Raw genomic sequence first — 15,562 nt, 5'->3', positions numbered from 1 at the left:
AGTACCGGCTGACGACCCGCCGTAGAAGTCCGATACTCACCGTCATATGACCGACCCCCCGTCGTCAGGACGCGGAGGGCCCTGCTGATGTGCCTCGTCCCGTGTCCGGCTTCAGTGAGGTTCAGCGTGCCGCCCGACTCGCCTTCGATCCAGAAGGTGATCGTCCGCTAACCGAGCGTGCTGTCCGCTGGTGGCTGCCGTCCGGGTGCGTACTCCATGCACGCGTCACGCAGTGTCGACGCCTCGGGTGCTCCCGACTGCTCCACCTTTGCCAGCAACTCCGCAGCCCGCCACCAGTTCGACGGCACCACCCGGCCGGACGTCACCGCCTGCGCCCCCAAAGCAACCGCCTCGTCCGGCTGGCCGGCGGCGACCAGGGCGAGACCGAGGTCGAGGCGGGCCGACGCCGATCGGCGGGGCCGTGCTCCACCGTCGCCGTGCGGGTCCAACTCGGTCAGCACCGCCCGCGCCACCTGCTCCGCACCGGGGTCACCCGCCCACGCCAAAGTCGTGGCCGTGTATGCGGCGGCCTTGGCCGGGTCGTAGCGATAGTGGTGCTCGGCCCGCTCAGGGACGGGCAGATTCGCCGTCAGACGCTCCACCCGGTCCAATGCTCGCCGGGTCGCACCGATGTCCCCGATCCGCGCCCATGCACGAGCCTCCTGAGCAGTCGCCTGAATGCGGGCAGAACTCCCCCTCGGAGCGAGCCGCTGCGCTTGACGGGAAAGATCGAGTGCCGCCTGGTAGTCACCTTGGGTCAACACGTCCCAGGCCCGGGTTTCGAGACACCACGCCTGGATCTCGCCATGCTCAGCATGTTCGGCAAGATCATGAGCAGCACGCAGGTGAGCAACCGCAGCAGTCCGTTGCCGCAGGTCGATGTGAACCGTCGCCCGCAGCACCGCCAGCCAGCCACCGGCCACCAACAGCCGTCGCTGCTGCGCGAGCGTCACCCGGCCATCCAGCAGCCGGCCCACGTAGGAAAGGTGCCGCCGCACCAACGGCAAGAGATCCGTAGGAGCCATCGTCGGATAGGAACTGGCGAGATCGTCAACACCCTGCTCGATCCGATCCAGGATGTCCCCGCTGACATCGCTGGCGGCAACTCTCGCCCGCAGCTCACCGGCCTCGGCTGCATGGTCGACTGGCGCATCTGCCAACCGAGCGAGCGCACCCCCCGCTTCGAGAACCCGGTCCAGGTGACGTGCCGTGTCGACCGTCGGAGCCTTGAGCCCCGCCTCCAACTCGTGCAGATGACTCTTGCTCCGATGAGCAAGCTGTCCCAGGAGCCGAAGCGACAAACCTCGCCGCTGCCTAAGCTCACGCAGAGCTGTGCCGAAGCGCGGATCAACGGGCGAGACCATAGCGCCGCTCCAAGCTCACGAGGCCCTGGCAACCTCAACCGGCAGCCACCTCGTCGGACGGTACCCCGACACGTCGCGCGCAGAGTCCCCCCTCGCCTGCAACCTCCGGATGTTCCGTTGGGTTCCGTCCACGCACATCATCCGAAGTCGAGATCATCTATTCGGCCCGTCGAGTGCGCCGTACGTGATCGGCGTTGACCGCCGCATGGGGCACGCTGCGAGCACGGCTGGCTGGGTGCTTACGGAGGGCATCGAGGCTGGGGCCATGTTGCTGTGTGGCGCGCTGAGTTGCCTATTCGTCTGCCTCATGCTTTGGGCCGCTGCTGCGGCTTGGGCCACTCGGCCCGAACGTGGGCGCTGACCCCACGGATCGACCTTCGCGTCCCGAACGAATGATCCGGATCGATCAAAAGAAACTGTGCAAGCAGCCGAAGAACCAACCCTCTATCGTCTACAGCCTGCGAGCAGACGGAGTCACCGGCACAGGGACGGGCAGATGAACGACGACCACGACGCCGCCGGAGCCATGAGCTTCATCTTCGAGGCTGGCGTACTCAAACGCGCCGCCCGTACCGGCTGGTGGTTCGCCGGCATCAAGCACCCCGAGTCCATCGCCGACCACTCGTTCCGGACCGCGCTGATCGGGATGATGCTCGCCGCCATGGAAGGTGCCGACCCGGCCCGGGTGTCGATGCTGTGCGTCCTGCACGACACCCAGGAAACCCGGATCACCGACATCCCCCACATCGCCCGCCGCTACCTCACCGCCGCACCCAACACCATGGTCACCGCCGACCAGGTCGCCGCCTGCCCGCCGGTTGTCGCCGACCTCATCAACGCCGCTGTCGCAGAATACGAAGCGGGCGAGACACCGGAGGCCGTCGTCGCCCGCGACGCCGACAAACTCGAATGCCTCGTCCAGGCAGTCGAATACCGCCACCAGGGCATCGACAACGTCCAACGCTGGATCGACAGCTCACGCGCGGCGCTGAAGACCGCCAGCGCCCACCGCCTCGCCGACGCCGCCCTCACCGGACAACCCCTCGCCTGGCTCACCCCTCGCCCACCACCGGCATAGCCACCAGCCACCTATGAGCAGATCGCCGACGACCTCGCCGAACGCATCAAGTCCGGCGAGTTCCCGCCGGGCTCCAAGCTGCCCGGCCGCCGAGAGTTGATCGAGCACTATCGCGTTACTGAGCCCGCGTCATGCAGGTGCTACGGATCAGGGGCATGACCGGGACCCTGCCTGGCGTGGGCGTCGCGCGTCATCGAGGAACCACCGCGCGGCACTTTCGTCCGTGCCGTCGAGCTGACCGAGACGGTGACTCTCCTCAAGGGCGACACCGCTACCGCCCGGATGCCTACCCCCGCCGAGCGACGCGAGCTGGAAGATGGGTGAGGCATCCCGGTCATCGTGATCTTCCGCGCCGACGGCTCCCGAGAGCTGTACGCCGCCGACCGCATCCGCGTGGGTCGCTGACCCTCGCCCAATTGTGGGAAGCCCCGCCGCGGGATGCGGCCTGAACCTGTCGACTGGTGACGATCCGGGGCCTTGAGCAGGTGCCGAACGCCATCGGTTCAGGCGCAGGTTGACCTGTGTCGACGCTTGCACTGTCTTCTTGCCGCTCCGCGCCGCCCAGTACCGGTCGCTGTTCTCCGCCCGCAACACCGCGTTTTCCTGCCGCAAACCGGCATTCCCACGCCTGGTGCCCGCGTCTCGGTAATATCGCTAGGCGATCAGGGGGAGGGGCGGTGATCGATGCAATGGTCGAACGGCTATTGCAATCTCCTTCTCGCGTCCGGATACTCATGAGTGGCATTCACATCTACGAATGGATCAACGCATGAATCATCTCCATCGTGATCGTCGTGCCCTCACGGCAGGATTCGGAGCCGTCCTTCTCGCGCTGAGTCTTCTGGTGTGGCCGGCCGTCGGCGCGACGGCGCAGCTGGAAGCGTCCGATCGGAATGGCACACAGGCGGGTGTCAACGCTAACTACTATCAGCTCAAGAATCCGGACTCCGGATTGTGTCTGACGCTCTACAACGGCAACATGTTCGATGGCGCACCGCTGGTCGTCATGCCATGCGCCCAAGGTGGGAAGCCTATGAGCTGGGCTTTCAGTGCTGGGAACGCTGGCAGCCTTTCCTCCCAAGCTGATCCGAGCCGATGTGTCGATGTCCTGAATGGCGTGACCGCCGACGGAACCTCCGTGCTCGACTGGACCTGCGGCTCCACCAACCAACAGTGGACTCTCACCAATGGTGGCAGATTGCTGAGCGGTCTGTCAGGCGGTTGGTGTCTCTCTATTTACGGGAATAACCCGGCACCGGGGACGATCGTCGTCCTGATGTCGTGCCTGAATGCGGGTGGAAGCCCTGCACCTTCTCCCTCTTCGTCGCCATCCTCGCCTCCGAGTGGGGCGGGCGACTACGCGAAGTGGGTTATCAGCTAGTGGCATGACCATGAACGTTCGCGGCGTTGGGCCGGGCAGTCGGTGGCGGGCCGGCCAATGGACTTGGACGACGTAGCGCTACCCTGGCGGCGTCCCCTCGCCCACTGGTCGGGCCAGCCGTCCCGGCCGCCGACAGGGCTACGTTTCAGCGATGTGGCGGTATCCAAGGTGCGGGGATACCGCCACATCGGCGGAACGCGAATCCGGATTCTGGTCGGGCTCGTGTACGTGGCGTTATCGAGATGCGAGAAGGGGGAGTGGGATGGCGCCCGAACTCTCTCCCGGCCGGCACGTACGTCTCGACGTCGCCCGCGACGCCAACAAACTGGAATGGCTCGTTCAAGCAGTCGAATACCGCCACCAGGGCATCGACAACGTCCAACGCTGGATCGACAGCTCACGCGCGGCACTGAAGACCGCCAGCGCCCACCGCCTTGCCGACGCCGCCCGCACCGGACAACCCCCAGCCTGGCTCACCCCACCCCCACCACCGGCATAACCACCGGGCACCAGTGCTTCGACTTCCCTGCCGCGCCGTCAGGCCCTGACGACTTTTGAATCGTCGCGGGACCGGAACGACGCCGGGTTGTGGCAACGGGCTGGTCGCGGGACGGCGTGGCGGTCGAGCTGGCACCGGCGCAGCCGGAACGGGCCGCGTCATGACCGGTGTCCGGCCGCCCCGACCCGATCTCGTACCGATGACCGACGACCACGCCCCGGCGGTGCCCGACATCTCGTTCGAAGGCCCTAAATGGTTTGCCGGTGGTCGGCGGGCGCTGGGATGCTGCGGCCGGGAGCGGGGAGGGGCCAGCATGCCGTCGGAGTCCGAGCCGGAGGTCCGTACCGTGGCCGGTGTGCTGCGCGGCTGCCGGGAGGCGGGCCGGGCGGTGTTCCGGGGCATCCCGTACGCCGAGCCGCCGGTCGGTGCCCACCGGTTCGCCGCACCGCAGCCGGTACGCGGCTGGGACGGCGTACGCCCGGCGCTCGCCTTCGGTCCGCCGCCCCCGCAGCCCGACGCGTTCGGGACCGCCCCACAAGCCACCGGCGACGACTGGCTGACGCTCAACGTCTGGACGCCGGAGCCGGACCCGGCGGCGGGGTTGCCGGTCCTGGTGTGGATTCCCGGTGGCGGCTACCTCGTCGGCTGTTCCGGCCTCCCGGAGTACGACGGCGGGCACCTCGCCGGCGGCGCAACCGTGGTGGTGACGCTCAACTACCGCCTCGGCTTCGAGGGTTTCGGGCTGCTCGACGGTGCCCCGGCCAACCGGGGACTGCTCGACCAGGTGGCGGCCCTGGAGTGGGTGCGGGACAACATCCGCGCCTTCGGTGGCGACCCGGGCCGGGTGACGGTCTTCGGGCAGTCGGCCGGCGGCGGTTCGGTCGCCGCGCTGCTGGCCATGCCGCGCGCCGCCGGGCTGTTGCGACGGGCGGTCGCGCAGAGCCTCCCGGGGACGTTCCTCTCGCCCGAGCTGGCCGCCGACGTCACCGCCGCCTGCGCCGCCGAACTGGGGGTACGACCGACCCTGGCCGACCTGTCGACGGTGGCTGCGGACCGGCTGCCGGCCGTGGTGCAGGCGATCTCCGCCGGGATCGTCAGGTGGCGGGAACGGTGGGGACAGATCACCCACCGGCCGATCCCGTTCGCGCCGGTCGTCGACGGCGACGTGCTGCCGGCGACCCCGTGGCGGGCGCTGGCCGACGGTGCCGCCCGCGACGTCGACCTGCTCGTCGGGCACACCCGCGACGAGCACCGGCTGTTCAGCCTGCTCGACGGGGTGCTCGGCCAGGTCACGCCCGAGCGGACCGGGACGGCGCTGCGGATGCTGGCCCCGGGCCCGGACGGCGCCCGCCGCTACCGGGAGGCGTTCCCGGCCGCCACCGACGAGCAGCTCTACGAGCTGGTCAACGCGGACTGGCTGTTCCGGATGCCGAGCCTGCACCTGGCCGAGGCGCAGGTCGCCGGTGGCGGCCGGGCGCACCTCTACGAGCTGACCTGGCCGGCGCCGGGCATGGGCGGCGCACTCGGCGCCTGTCACGGCCTGGACGTGCCGCTGGTCTTCGGCAACCTGACCAGCGGGCAGCCCGCGATGCTGATCGGTGATCCGCCTCCTCCGGCGGCGTACGAGCTGTCCGGGCAGTTCCGCAGGGCGTGGACGGCGTTCGCCGCGACCGGCGACCCAGGCTGGCCGCCGTACGACGCCGGTCGCCGTACCCGGATCTTCGACGAACGGCCGGCGGTCGTCGCGTACCCGGAGGAGACCTCACGGCTGCTGTGGCGGGACCACACCTTCGCCGCGCTCCCGCTGCTGGCCTGACCGCGTCCCGGCGGCGGACCCCGGCGGCCTCCCGGCGGCGGCAGCACCGGTGGCGGTACGGGCGAACCGGTCGGCCAGCAGCGCGAACGCGTCGGCGAGCGTCGGCGGGCCGACGACGGTGATCGCGGCGTCGTACCGGGCGACGGCGGCGGCGAGGCTCACCCAGGACCACGACCCGAGGGTGAGCCGGCACCGGTCGGGGGCGACCTCCTCGACGAGGCCGTCGCGGGTGTACCGGGCGACGGTCGCCGCGGGCAGGTCGCGCAGCACGCTGCCCCGGCACGGCCCGTCCGCCGACCCGCCGGCCGAGCCCCGGAACACCCCGGTGAGGTACGTGGCGACGTCCCCGCCGGGCAGCGGCCTCGGGGTGAAGCGCGGCCCGTGGGGCGGGCGCGGGGTGATCCGGTCGACGCGGAAGGTCCGCCAGTCGGCCCGGTCGAGGTCCCAGGCGACGAGGTACCACCGGCCGTCCCACGTGACGACGTGGTGCGGTTCGGCGTGCCGGGCCGGCCCGTCGGTGCTGTCGGGCCCGTAGTCGAAGCGCAGGATCTCGCGGGTCCGCACGGCGGCGCTGAGCGCCAGCAGCACCCCACCGTCGACCGGCGCGGTCGGCGTGGTGGCGGGCCGGGCGACGGCGGTCACGCTGAGCGCCCCGACCCGCTGCCGCAGCCGGGTGGGCAGCACCTGCCGTACGGTCTGCAGCGCCCGCGCGGCGGCGTCCGCCAGCGCACCGTCCGCGCCGGTCGCCGCGACCTGGAGCGCGACGGTGAGGGCGACGGCCTGCTCGTCGTCGAACAGCAGCGGTGGCAGTTCGGTGCCGGCGTCGAGCCGGTAACCCCCGTCGGGGCCCTTGACGGCGGCGACGGGGTAGCCGAGTTCCCGCAGCCGGTCGACGTCGCGGCGCACGGTCCGCAGGCTGATGCCGAGGCGTTCGGCCAGCACCCCGCCGGGCCAGTCCCGACGGCTCTGCAGCAGCGACAGCAGGGCGAGCAGTCGGGCGGACGTGGTCGGCATGGATCTCATTCTGCCCGTGGTAGGTGCCACATCCTGGCCTCTACCACCGCGACTCGACGTGGGCCCGACCGCGACCCGGCCCGGGTCGGCGCGGTCGCCGACCCGGACCCGGGAGGTCATTCGGTGCGCAGCCCGTCGGCGCGGGTGAGCCGCCACAGCAGGGGCAGGCTCAGGCCGGTGATCACCAGGACGGTCAACGCGCCGAGTCCGACCGAGAAGCCGACCACCGGCCAGGCGACCGTGACGGGGGCCTGCACCATCCGCAGCAGGGCCGCGCCGAGGCCCAGCCCGAAGCCGGCGGCGAGCACCAGCCCCACCCCGACCGGCAGGGCGGTCTGCCACAGCACGGACCAGCCGAGGGTGCTGCGTCGGGTGCCCACCGCCACCAGCATCGCCAGCAGGCGGCGGCGTTCCCGTAGCTGCTCCAACGTGCCGACCAGCATGCTGGTGGCGATCAGCGCCAGGGTGACGACCGTGCCGATGGCCAGGCCGCGCTGGATGTCGGCGAACCGGGGCGACACGATGGTCGAGGACAGCACGGACACCGGGGTGGTCAGGTCGATCGCGGCGGTGGCGTTGCGGACGTGTTCGACCGCGTCGGGGGCGGCCGGGTCGAGCTGGAGGTAGACCGTCGAGCGCAGCGGACCGAGGGTCCGCGGGCCGACCGCGCCGGGGGTGACCAGCACCGCGTTCTGCAGCCAGCCGGCCGGGTCGGGCCGGGCCGTTGCGGGCCGCGCCGTGGTGGGCACCCGCCACCGCGACCCGTCCTCGACGGTCAGCGTCGTGCCGGCGGGGACGACCGCAGGGTCACCCGGATCGGACACCAGGAAGGTGTCCCCGTCCACGCACCGGTCGAGGCGGGCGAACTCGGCCAGCGCGGCGCAGTCGCCGACCCGGATCTCCACCGGTGGGCCGTCCGGCGGGCCGACGTTGGCCCCGGTGCTGAGGGTGCCGGTCGCGGCCGTCACCCCCTCGGCCCCGCCGAGCTGCCGCAGCACCCGGACCAGGTCCGGCTGGTTCGGGAACTGCACCTGCACCTGCGCCCGGGAGGTGTCCTGGCCGCTGGCGGTGGTGAAGTCCCCGGCGATCCCGGCGAAGAGCATCTGCAGGCCGATGGTGCCGGCGACGGCGACGGCGATGCCGTTGACCAGCCGGGCGGAGGTGGCGCTGTCCAGCTGCACCCGGCGGACCGCCAGCTGCCAGGACACCGGGCCGCCGCGCAGCCGCCGCACCAGCAGGTCGGTCAGCCAGGGCAGCAGGGTGACCGTGCCGATCAGCAGCAGCACCGCGCCGGCCGGCACCACCCACCGGGTCATCCCGCCGTCGCCCTCGCGCAGACCGGCCACGGGCAGCAGCAGGGCCAGGCCGGCCGCGGGGAGCAACAGCCGCCACCAGAGCCGACGGCGCACCGGGGTGCCGCGCCGGGCCACCCCGAGCGGCTCCACCACGACCGCGCGCAGCGCCAACATCGCCACCAGCACGGCCAGTGCCGGCACCGCCAGCACGACGGCCAGCAGCAGCGCGGTGGGCGGCCGGATGTCGGCGGCGTACACGCTGATGTCGTAGAGGGTGACCAGCGGGACCAGCTGGCGGCCGGCGAGCAGGAACCCGATGCCGACGGCGACCCCGAGCAGGGCGCCGGCGGCGGCCTCCCCGGCGGCGATCCGCCGGACCATGGTGGTGTCCGCGCCGACCAGGCGCAGCGCGGCGAGCCGCCGGTCACGTCGTTCGCCGCCGTAGCGCACGGCGGAGCCGAGGAACACCGCGATGGGCAGCAGCAGCACCACGAAGATGACCGCCACCAGGAGCATCAGCACCGGGCCGAACCCCTCGCCGGGCAGCCCGCCGCCGAAGCTGTCCAGCCGGGTCGCCCCGGACGTGTCGGACAGCCGGTCGTCGCCCTGGTAGTAGGCCAGTTCGTTGGGGCCGGCGAGGCCCTCGTCGGCGATGGTCCCGGTGACCTTCGCGCCGCCCAGCCTGGGGGCGAACAACGGGCCGTCGGAGGAGTCGAGCAGCCGGCGCAGGGCGGGGGAGACGACCACCTCGCCGGGGGCGGGCAGGGCGGTCAGTCCCGGCGGGACGGGCGCGGCCGGACCCTCCGGCCGCAGCAGCCGACCTCGCACCGGCCGGCCCCGGAACTCGGTGTCCAGCGCGTGCACCAGCAGGGTGCCGGGACCGGCCGCGACCTGTTCGCCGAACCGCAGGTCGTCGCGGGCGTCGCCGCGCGCCTGTCGGGCGTCGAGCGCCCCGGGTACGGCGGTGGCCAGCAGCAGCATGGCCACCCCGATGCCGACGCCGACGGCGGTGAGCAGCGCCCGGGTCCAACCCTCCCGGCCGCCGGTGAGCGCCATCCGGGCACCCATCGCCAGGTCCGCGAGCGCGCCCCGACCGGTCACGCCGCCACCTCCAGGTTGCGGGTCCGCCCGTCGCGCACCACGACCTCCCGGTCGGAGTACGCGGCCACCCGTGCCTCGTGGGTGACCAGCACCACCGCTGCCCCGGTGTCCCGGGCGGCCTCGGTGAGCAGCCGCATGACCCGTTCGCCGTTGAGCGAGTCCAGCGCGCCGGTCGGTTCGTCGGCGAAGATCACCCGGGGGCGGGTGACCAGCGCGCGGGCGACGGCGACGCGTTGCCCCTGGCCGCCGGAGACCTCGCCGGGGCGCTTGCCGGCCACCTCGGTGACCTCCAGCCGTTCCAGCCACTGCCCGGCCCGCTGCTCGGCCTCGCGGCGGCCGACGCGGGCCAGCCGCAGCGGCAGGGCGACGTTCTCCAGGCAGGTCAGCTCGGGCACCAGCTGCCCGAACTGGAAGACGAACCCGAAGGCCTCCCGGCGCAGGGCGCTGCGCTGGGCGTCGGTCATCGTCACCAGGTCCCGGCCGTCGAAGACCACCCGGCCCCGGTCGGGGCGGACGATCCCGGCCAGGCAGTGCAGCAGGGTGGACTTGCCGGAGCCGGACGAGCCGAGCACCGCGACCACCTCGCCCTCGTCGATGCGCAGCCCGGCGTCGACCAGCGCGACGGTCTCGCCGAAGCTGCGGTGCAGGCCCTCGGCGACCAGCAGCGGGGCGCTCATGCGCGTACCCGCGCGGCCAGCTCGTCGAGCCGGGCGGTGGTCAGTTCCAGCCAGCGCAAGTCGGCCTCCAGGTGGAAGAGTGCGTGATCGCAGATCAACTGTTCGGCGAAATCGCCGCCGCGCTTGCGCCGGGTCAGTTCCCGCATCAGGCGCAGGTGCTCGGCGCGCTGCACGTCGAGCAGTTCGGCCGCCTCGCGGCCGGTGAGCAGGGCGAGCACGACCTTGGTGTAGAGCACGCTCTGCAGGTAGGGCTCGGGCTGTTCCGGGCGGGCCAGCCACTGCGCCACGTCGGCGACGCCCGCCTCGGTGATGGCGTACCGCTTGCGGTCGGGGCCCTCGCCGGGCTCGACCGCCTCCACCTCGACGAGGCCGCCGCGCAGCAGCCGGGACAGGGTCGCGTAGACCTGGCCGTAGGCGACCGGGCGGGAATGGCCGAAGTGTTCGTCGTAGCGCCGTTTGATGTCGTAGCCGTGCCGGGGGGTTGCCTCCAGCAGGCCGAGGAAGGTCTGGCCGATGGACATGCGGGGGACTATACACACCGCGTATACGCGCGTTGTCTACACCCCGCGCCGACCTCGTCCCGACCGGTGTCCGGCGTCGCGACCTCCGGCGTCCGCGAATGTGACACCGTCCGACGCATTGACCCGCAGATTGATACATGTCAGTGTTTGCTTCCCCGGCGTTTCCGCCGCGATCCCACCCCCGGATCGCGGGTCTCCCGTCCACCCCCCGGTCGCCTCCGACAGACGGGACGGTGACGCCTGGGCGGATGCCCCGCCGACCCCCATGAGGAGCTCGCATGAAGCGCAGAACCCTGGCGATCGCCGCCGTCACCGCGGTGACGCTCGCCCTGGCCGCGCCACCGGCCTCGGCCACCCCGACCGCCCGGCCGGCCACCGCCGCGCCGGCCGTCGCCGCGCTCGCCGCGCCGGACGTCCAGGTCGCCAACGTGCAGGCGCACCTGGCCCAGTTCCAGAGCATCGCCACCAGCAACGGCGGCAACCGGCGGGCCGGCTCGGCCGGCTACACCGCCTCGGTCGCCTACGTGAAGTCCAAGCTCCAGGCCGCCGGCTACACGGTCACCGAGCAGACCTGCACCACCTGCACCTACCGGGGCAACAACGTGATCGCCGAGTGGCCGCAGGGCCCCGCCGACGACGTGATCATGTTCGGCGCGCACCTCGACGGCGTCGCCGCCGGACCGGGCATCAACGACAACGGCTCCGGCTCGTCGGTGCTGCTGGAGAACGCCCTGGTGCTCGCCCAACAGAGCCCGACCATGACCAAGCGGGTCCGGTTCGCCTGGTGGAACGGCGAGGAGCAGGGCCTGCAGGGCTCGAAGTTCTACGTCAACTCCCTGACCACCGCCCAGAAGGGCTACATCAAGGGGTACTACAACTTCGACATGGTCGCCTCGACCAACGGCGGCTACTTCATCAACCGGGTCACCTCCACCACCGCCGCGCCGCTCAAGGCGTACTGGGACTCCCTCGGGCTGTCGCCGGAGGAGAACACCGAGGGCCAGGGCCGCTCCGACGACTACTCGTTCCAGCAGGCCGGCATCCCCACCTCGGGCTACGCGATGGGGGCCAGCGCCCGCAAGACCAGCGCCCAGGCCAGCAAGTGGGGTGGCACCGCCAACGCCGCGTACGACCCGTGCTACCACTCGTCCTGCGACACCACCAGCAACATCAACGCCACCGGGCTCAACCGCAGCGCCGACGGCGTCGCGTACGCCATCTGGGACCTCGCGGTCGGCGGCGGCACCCCGACCAACGACTTCTCGGTCGCGGTCAGCCCGACCGCCGGCGGCGTGACCCGGGGCGGCTCCACCACCGCCACGGTCAGCACCGCCACCACCAGCGGCAGCGCCCAGACCGTCGCGCTGTCGGCCTCCGGCGCGCCCAGCGGCGTGAGCGTCGCGTTCAGCCCGTCGTCGGTCACCTCCGGCGGCTCGGCCACCATGACGGTCAGCGCGTCGTCGAGCGCCAGCCTCGGCACCTTCACGCTGACCGTGACCGGCACCGGCTCGGCCACCCGGACGGCCAGCTACACCCTGACCGTCACCGGCGGCACCGGGAGCTGCACCGGCGGGCAGGTCGTCGGCAACGGCGGCTTCGAGTCCGGCACCAGCCCGTGGACGGCCACCACCGGCGTCATCACCAACTCGTCCAGCCAGCCGGCCCGCACCGGCTCCTACAAGGCATGGCTCAACGGCAACGGCAGCACCAGCACCGACACGCTGTCCCAGTCGGTGACCGTGCCGGCCGGCTGCTCCTCCTACACCCTCGCCTTCTACCTGCACATCGACACCGCCGAGCGGACCACCACCGTCGCGTACGACAAGCTGGTGGTCCAGGTCGGCAGCACCACGCTGGCCACGTACTCCAACCTCAACAAGGCCACCGGCTACACGCTGCGCTCGTTCGACGTGGGCGCGTACGCCGGGCAGACGGTGACCCTGAAGTTCACCGGCACCGAGGACTCCTCGTTGCAGACCAGCTTCGTCATCGACGACGTGACGTTGCAGGCGAGCTGACCGACCCGGGTGGGGTGGACACCTGGTCCACCCCACCCGGACCGTCATGACGGTAAATGTCATACCCGGGTCGGACCATGGGGACATGGCTGCCCCCGCGCTGTCCCACCACAGTGGTCAACCGCGATCCGTGCCGCTGCGCGAGCTGCGTACCCGGCTGACCCAGCTGATCGCGATGGCCGAGCTGACCGACACGGTCACCCTGGTCACCCGCGACGGCGACCCCCGGCCGGTCGCCGCGATCGTGCCGGCCCCCGCCGCCCGCAGCGCCGCCCAGGCCCGCGCCGACGGCGAACGCCTCGCCACCGTGACGGCGGGTTGGGCCCGCCGGCTGGAGGAGTCGCACCGGCAGGGCGCCCTGCGGCACGCCGCTGAGCTGCGGGCCGTGACCGACGCCCTCGCCGAGGTCTGGGCCGCACTCGACCGGCACGTCCCACCCGGCACCGACCCGGCCGTGGACCGGCTCCGCGCCGCCCACGCCGACCTACGCCGCGACTGACCCCCGGGCCGCCCGCCCCCGGGCCGGGGCCTGCCCGCACCCCGCCCCGCACCGTGTCGGCACGCCCCCCGCCAGACGCGTCGCGCCCCCACCTCACCGCGTCCCGCCTCGGCCCCCCACCCCATCCCACCCTGGCCCGGTCCCGGTCCACCCCGCCCGGGTGATCAAGAAGTTTGCGTCAATTGATCAAGAGGTTTGCGTCAACGTGAAGATCGAAGTTGACGCAAACGTCTTGATCACCGGGGAACGAGCGGCGGGCCGGGGCCGGGGAACAGGGGCGGCCGGGGGCGGGAAGGGGGGTCAGGCGACCGGTGTGGGGGTCTGGGCGGGGTGGGTGGGGGTGTTCGGGCGGTCCAGGGTGCGCCACGGGCCGCCGAGTAGTGGGGTGAGCACCACCAGCAGGTAGCAGCCGCCCACGGTGAGCAGGACGGGCGTGGTGCCGAAGCCGTCGACGGCCACCCCGGCGGCGAGCGCGCCCAGCGGCATGCCGGCCCAGCAGCCCGCCCCGATCACCCCGAACACCCGGGCCCGCAGGTGGGCCGGCACCCGTTCCAGCTCCACCGCGCCGAGCAGCGGGTTGATCGCCCCGGCGGCGAATCCGGACAGGGCGAAGACCCCGACGATCCAGGGCAACGGTGGCGCGGCGGCCAGCGCCCAGAAGGGTGGCGCACCGGCGACGGCGAAGGCGGTGACGAAGGTGGCCCGGCGGGGCAGCCGGTGGCCGACCGCGCTGAACAGCAGCGACCCGGCCAGCGCGCCGCCGCCCATCGCGCCGACCAGCAGGCCGAACGCGGTGGCCCCGCCGAGTTCCCGGTCGGCCACCACCGGTAGCAGCACGCTGCTCTTGGTCGCGTCGAAGAAGTTGGTCACCAGCACCAGCAGCACCACCGCGCGCAGCAGCGGCTCCCGGGTCAGGAACCGCACCCCGGCGGCGAATTCCCGCCAGTAGCCCCCGCCGGCCGGGTCGGTGGGCGTGGCGGGACGCAGCGACCGGGGCACCAGCAGCGCCACGACCAGCGCCGAGACCGCGAAGGTGGCGGCGTCCAGGGCCAACACGGGCAGCGCGCCAAGGGTCGCGACGAGCAGTCCGGCCACCGGGGCGCCGACCAGCCGGGCACCCCGCTCGCTGGCCTCGTACCAGCCGACGGCCCGCTCCAGTGGCACCCCGGCGGCGGTGGCCGCCTCCGGCAGCAGGGCGTTGCGGGCGGTCTGCCCGGGGGTGTCGAGCAGGCCGCTGGCGAAGACGAGCACGAGCAGCGCCCAGAACGGCAGGCCGACGGTGGCATCGAGCAGCGGCACGGCCGCCACCGTCAGCCCGGAGACCACGTCGGCCAGGACGCTGGCCCGCCGGTAGCCGATCCGGTCCACCAGCACCCCGCCGAGCGCGCCGCCGAGGACCACCGGCACGGTGGCTGCCGCGCCGGTCAGGCCGGTGGCGGCGGGCGAGCCGGTCTCGGCGAGCACGTAGAGCGGCAGCGCGATCAGGGTGAGCATGTTGCCGGTGAGCGAGACGGTGTGACCGAGCAGCAGGCCGACCAGCGGGGCGCGGCGACGCGGCGTCACCGCGGGTCCCGGAAGGCGTGGTACATCAGCGTCACCGTCTCGGCCCCCGGCCGGGCGGGGTCGCTGCGGGCCTGCCAGCGGGCGGCCAGCGCCTCCAGGTCGGCCCGCAGTTCGATCAGCTCGTCGCTGGTCAGGTGCAGCCAGGAGTCGCTGCTGGCGGTGCCGCGCACCCACTGCGGGTCGAGGGTCGCCTCGACGTCGAGGTAGTGGCCGAGGCGTTCCGCGTACCGGTCGAGCACGGCGCGGCGCAGCAGGTCGGAGGCGGTCCGGCGTTCCGGGTCGGCGAGCATCTCGACCGGCTCCCAGGACGTCCGGGCGTGTGTCGCCCGCCACCAGTGTTCCCGGCGGTCGCGGGCGTGCTCGGGGGCCTCCTCGACGAAGCCGTGTTCGGCCAGCTTGCCCAGGTGGTAGCTGACCGAACCGACCGCCTCGTCGATGGCGTCGCTGAGCATGCCGACGGTGCGCGGGCCCCGCACCCGCAGCTCGCCGAGCAGTCGCAAGCGGGTCGGGTGGGCGAGCGCGCGCATCGCCCGGGGGTCGGTCAGGTGCCGGGTGGGTTCCTCCGTCATGTGCCCACCCTAGAAGTACAAGACATGAAGTACAAGAAGTCTTGTGGAACCATGGTGGCGCGCCGCGGTGGCGCCGCGCTGCGGTGCGCGGACGCGGCGGGGAGAATGCGACGGAGCGACGGCTGACGCGGACCCGGCCGGGACCAGGAACAGAGGCGGTGCCGATG

At 72.4% G+C, this 15,562-nt stretch carries 12 protein-coding genes and 2 pseudogenes; 7 read left to right on the top strand and 7 right to left on the bottom strand.

The genetic code is table 11. The features are described 5' to 3' along the window. Window positions 1-167 precede the first annotated feature (167 nt). Window positions 168-1,364 carry a helix-turn-helix domain-containing protein gene (locus ACOJTC_RS13080; RefSeq protein ID WP_420117054.1) on the bottom strand — a complete coding sequence of 399 codons (1,197 nt, stop codon included), beginning with the start codon at window positions 1,362-1,364 and terminating at the stop codon, window positions 168-170. A 496-nt stretch (window positions 1,365-1,860) separates the two neighbouring features. On the opposite strand from ACOJTC_RS13080, the gene ACOJTC_RS13075 reads away from it, so the two are divergent. From ACOJTC_RS13075 to ACOJTC_RS13055, 5 genes and pseudogenes are all read left to right on the top strand, one after another. Further along, window positions 1,861-2,442 (top strand): HD domain-containing protein, encoded by a 582-nt coding sequence (locus ACOJTC_RS13075; protein ID WP_420117053.1) that lies wholly within the window; start codon window positions 1,861-1,863, stop codon window positions 2,440-2,442. 21 nt (window positions 2,443-2,463) lie between these two features. Next, a pseudogene (locus ACOJTC_RS13070) lies at window positions 2,464-2,627 on the top strand (GntR family transcriptional regulator); the annotation flags it as partial. A 572-nt stretch (window positions 2,628-3,199) separates the two neighbouring features. After that, on the top strand, window positions 3,200-3,823 hold the full coding sequence (locus ACOJTC_RS13065; RefSeq protein WP_420117052.1) for an RICIN domain-containing protein: 624 nt from the start codon (window positions 3,200-3,202) through the stop codon (window positions 3,821-3,823). A 301-nt stretch (window positions 3,824-4,124) separates the two neighbouring features. Further along, a pseudogene (locus ACOJTC_RS13060) lies at window positions 4,125-4,322 on the top strand (hypothetical protein); the annotation flags it as partial. A gap of 313 nt (window positions 4,323-4,635) precedes the next feature. Beyond that, a complete protein-coding gene (locus tag ACOJTC_RS13055) occupies window positions 4,636-6,138 on the top strand; it encodes a carboxylesterase/lipase family protein (protein WP_420117051.1) in 1,503 nt (500 codons plus the stop codon). Here the strand turns inward: ACOJTC_RS13055 and ACOJTC_RS13050 are convergent. From ACOJTC_RS13050 to ACOJTC_RS13035, 4 genes are all read right to left on the bottom strand, one after another. Further along, the gene (locus tag ACOJTC_RS13050) at window positions 6,085-7,152 is read right to left on the bottom strand and encodes a helix-turn-helix transcriptional regulator (RefSeq protein WP_420117050.1); all 1,068 of its coding nucleotides are present in this window, start codon (window positions 7,150-7,152) and stop codon (window positions 6,085-6,087) included. The two genes, ACOJTC_RS13055 and ACOJTC_RS13050, sit on opposite strands and share 54 nt — an antisense overlap. Before the next feature lie 116 nt (window positions 7,153-7,268). Continuing rightward, window positions 7,269-9,548 (bottom strand): FtsX-like permease family protein, encoded by a 2,280-nt coding sequence (locus ACOJTC_RS13045; RefSeq protein WP_420117049.1) that lies wholly within the window; start codon window positions 9,546-9,548, stop codon window positions 7,269-7,271. Next, window positions 9,545-10,225 (bottom strand): ABC transporter ATP-binding protein, encoded by a 681-nt coding sequence (locus ACOJTC_RS13040; protein WP_204928519.1) that lies wholly within the window; start codon window positions 10,223-10,225, stop codon window positions 9,545-9,547. Before ACOJTC_RS13040 ends, ACOJTC_RS13045 begins: the two co-directional genes overlap by 4 nt. After that, window positions 10,222-10,746, bottom strand: coding sequence for a PadR family transcriptional regulator (locus ACOJTC_RS13035; RefSeq protein WP_204928520.1), 525 nt, complete (start codon window positions 10,744-10,746; stop codon window positions 10,222-10,224). Before ACOJTC_RS13035 ends, ACOJTC_RS13040 begins: the two co-directional genes overlap by 4 nt. A 278-nt stretch (window positions 10,747-11,024) precedes the next feature. Here ACOJTC_RS13035 and ACOJTC_RS13030 point away from each other — a divergent pair, with 278 nt between their 5' ends. Next, complete coding sequence (locus ACOJTC_RS13030; protein WP_420117048.1) at window positions 11,025-12,764, top strand: M28 family peptidase; 1,740 nt, start codon at window positions 11,025-11,027, stop codon at window positions 12,762-12,764. Between the two features lie 85 nt (window positions 12,765-12,849). Further along, window positions 12,850-13,263 (top strand): type II toxin-antitoxin system Phd/YefM family antitoxin, encoded by a 414-nt coding sequence (locus ACOJTC_RS13025; protein WP_204928522.1) that lies wholly within the window; start codon window positions 12,850-12,852, stop codon window positions 13,261-13,263. A 300-nt stretch (window positions 13,264-13,563) separates the two neighbouring features. On the opposite strand, the gene ACOJTC_RS13020 is transcribed toward ACOJTC_RS13025, so the two are convergent. Together ACOJTC_RS13020 and ACOJTC_RS13015 are read right to left on the bottom strand one after the other, a co-directional pair. Further along, window positions 13,564-14,826: an MFS transporter gene (locus ACOJTC_RS13020; RefSeq protein ID WP_420117047.1), complete on the bottom strand. Its 1,263-nt coding sequence runs from the start codon at window positions 14,824-14,826 to the stop codon at window positions 13,564-13,566. Further along, window positions 14,823-15,395 carry a winged helix-turn-helix domain-containing protein gene (locus ACOJTC_RS13015; protein WP_204928523.1) on the bottom strand — a complete coding sequence of 191 codons (573 nt, stop codon included), beginning with the start codon at window positions 15,393-15,395 and terminating at the stop codon, window positions 14,823-14,825. The genes ACOJTC_RS13020 and ACOJTC_RS13015 overlap by 4 nt, the downstream gene beginning before the upstream one ends. Between the last annotated feature and the right edge of the window lie 167 nt (window positions 15,396-15,562).

It is taken from the genome of Micromonospora sp. (assembly GCF_048594385.1).
In the GTDB taxonomy this organism is placed as follows: Bacteria; Actinomycetota; Actinomycetes; order Mycobacteriales; family Micromonosporaceae; genus Micromonospora; species Micromonospora wenchangensis.
This window is presented reverse-complemented; position numbering and strand designations above follow the sequence as displayed.

Coding starts and splice junctions, on each gene's coding strand:
- ACOJTC_RS13080 (WP_420117054.1), bottom strand. CDS start 1,364: ATGGTCTCGCCCGTTGATCCGCGCTTCGGCACAGCTCTGCGTGAGCTT.
- ACOJTC_RS13075 (WP_420117053.1), top strand. CDS start 1,861: ATGAACGACGACCACGACGCCGCCGGAGCCATGAGCTTCATCTTCGAG.
- ACOJTC_RS13065 (WP_420117052.1), top strand. CDS start 3,200: ATGGATCAACGCATGAATCATCTCCATCGTGATCGTCGTGCCCTCACG.
- ACOJTC_RS13055 (WP_420117051.1), top strand. CDS start 4,636: ATGCCGTCGGAGTCCGAGCCGGAGGTCCGTACCGTGGCCGGTGTGCTG.
- ACOJTC_RS13050 (WP_420117050.1), bottom strand. CDS start 7,152: ATGCCGACCACGTCCGCCCGACTGCTCGCCCTGCTGTCGCTGCTGCAG.
- ACOJTC_RS13040 (WP_204928519.1), bottom strand. CDS start 10,225: ATGAGCGCCCCGCTGCTGGTCGCCGAGGGCCTGCACCGCAGCTTCGGC.
- ACOJTC_RS13035 (WP_204928520.1), bottom strand. CDS start 10,746: ATGTCCATCGGCCAGACCTTCCTCGGCCTGCTGGAGGCAACCCCCCGG.
- ACOJTC_RS13030 (WP_420117048.1), top strand. CDS start 11,025: ATGAAGCGCAGAACCCTGGCGATCGCCGCCGTCACCGCGGTGACGCTC.
- ACOJTC_RS13025 (WP_204928522.1), top strand. CDS start 12,850: ATGGCTGCCCCCGCGCTGTCCCACCACAGTGGTCAACCGCGATCCGTG.
- ACOJTC_RS13015 (WP_204928523.1), bottom strand. CDS start 15,395: ATGACGGAGGAACCCACCCGGCACCTGACCGACCCCCGGGCGATGCGC.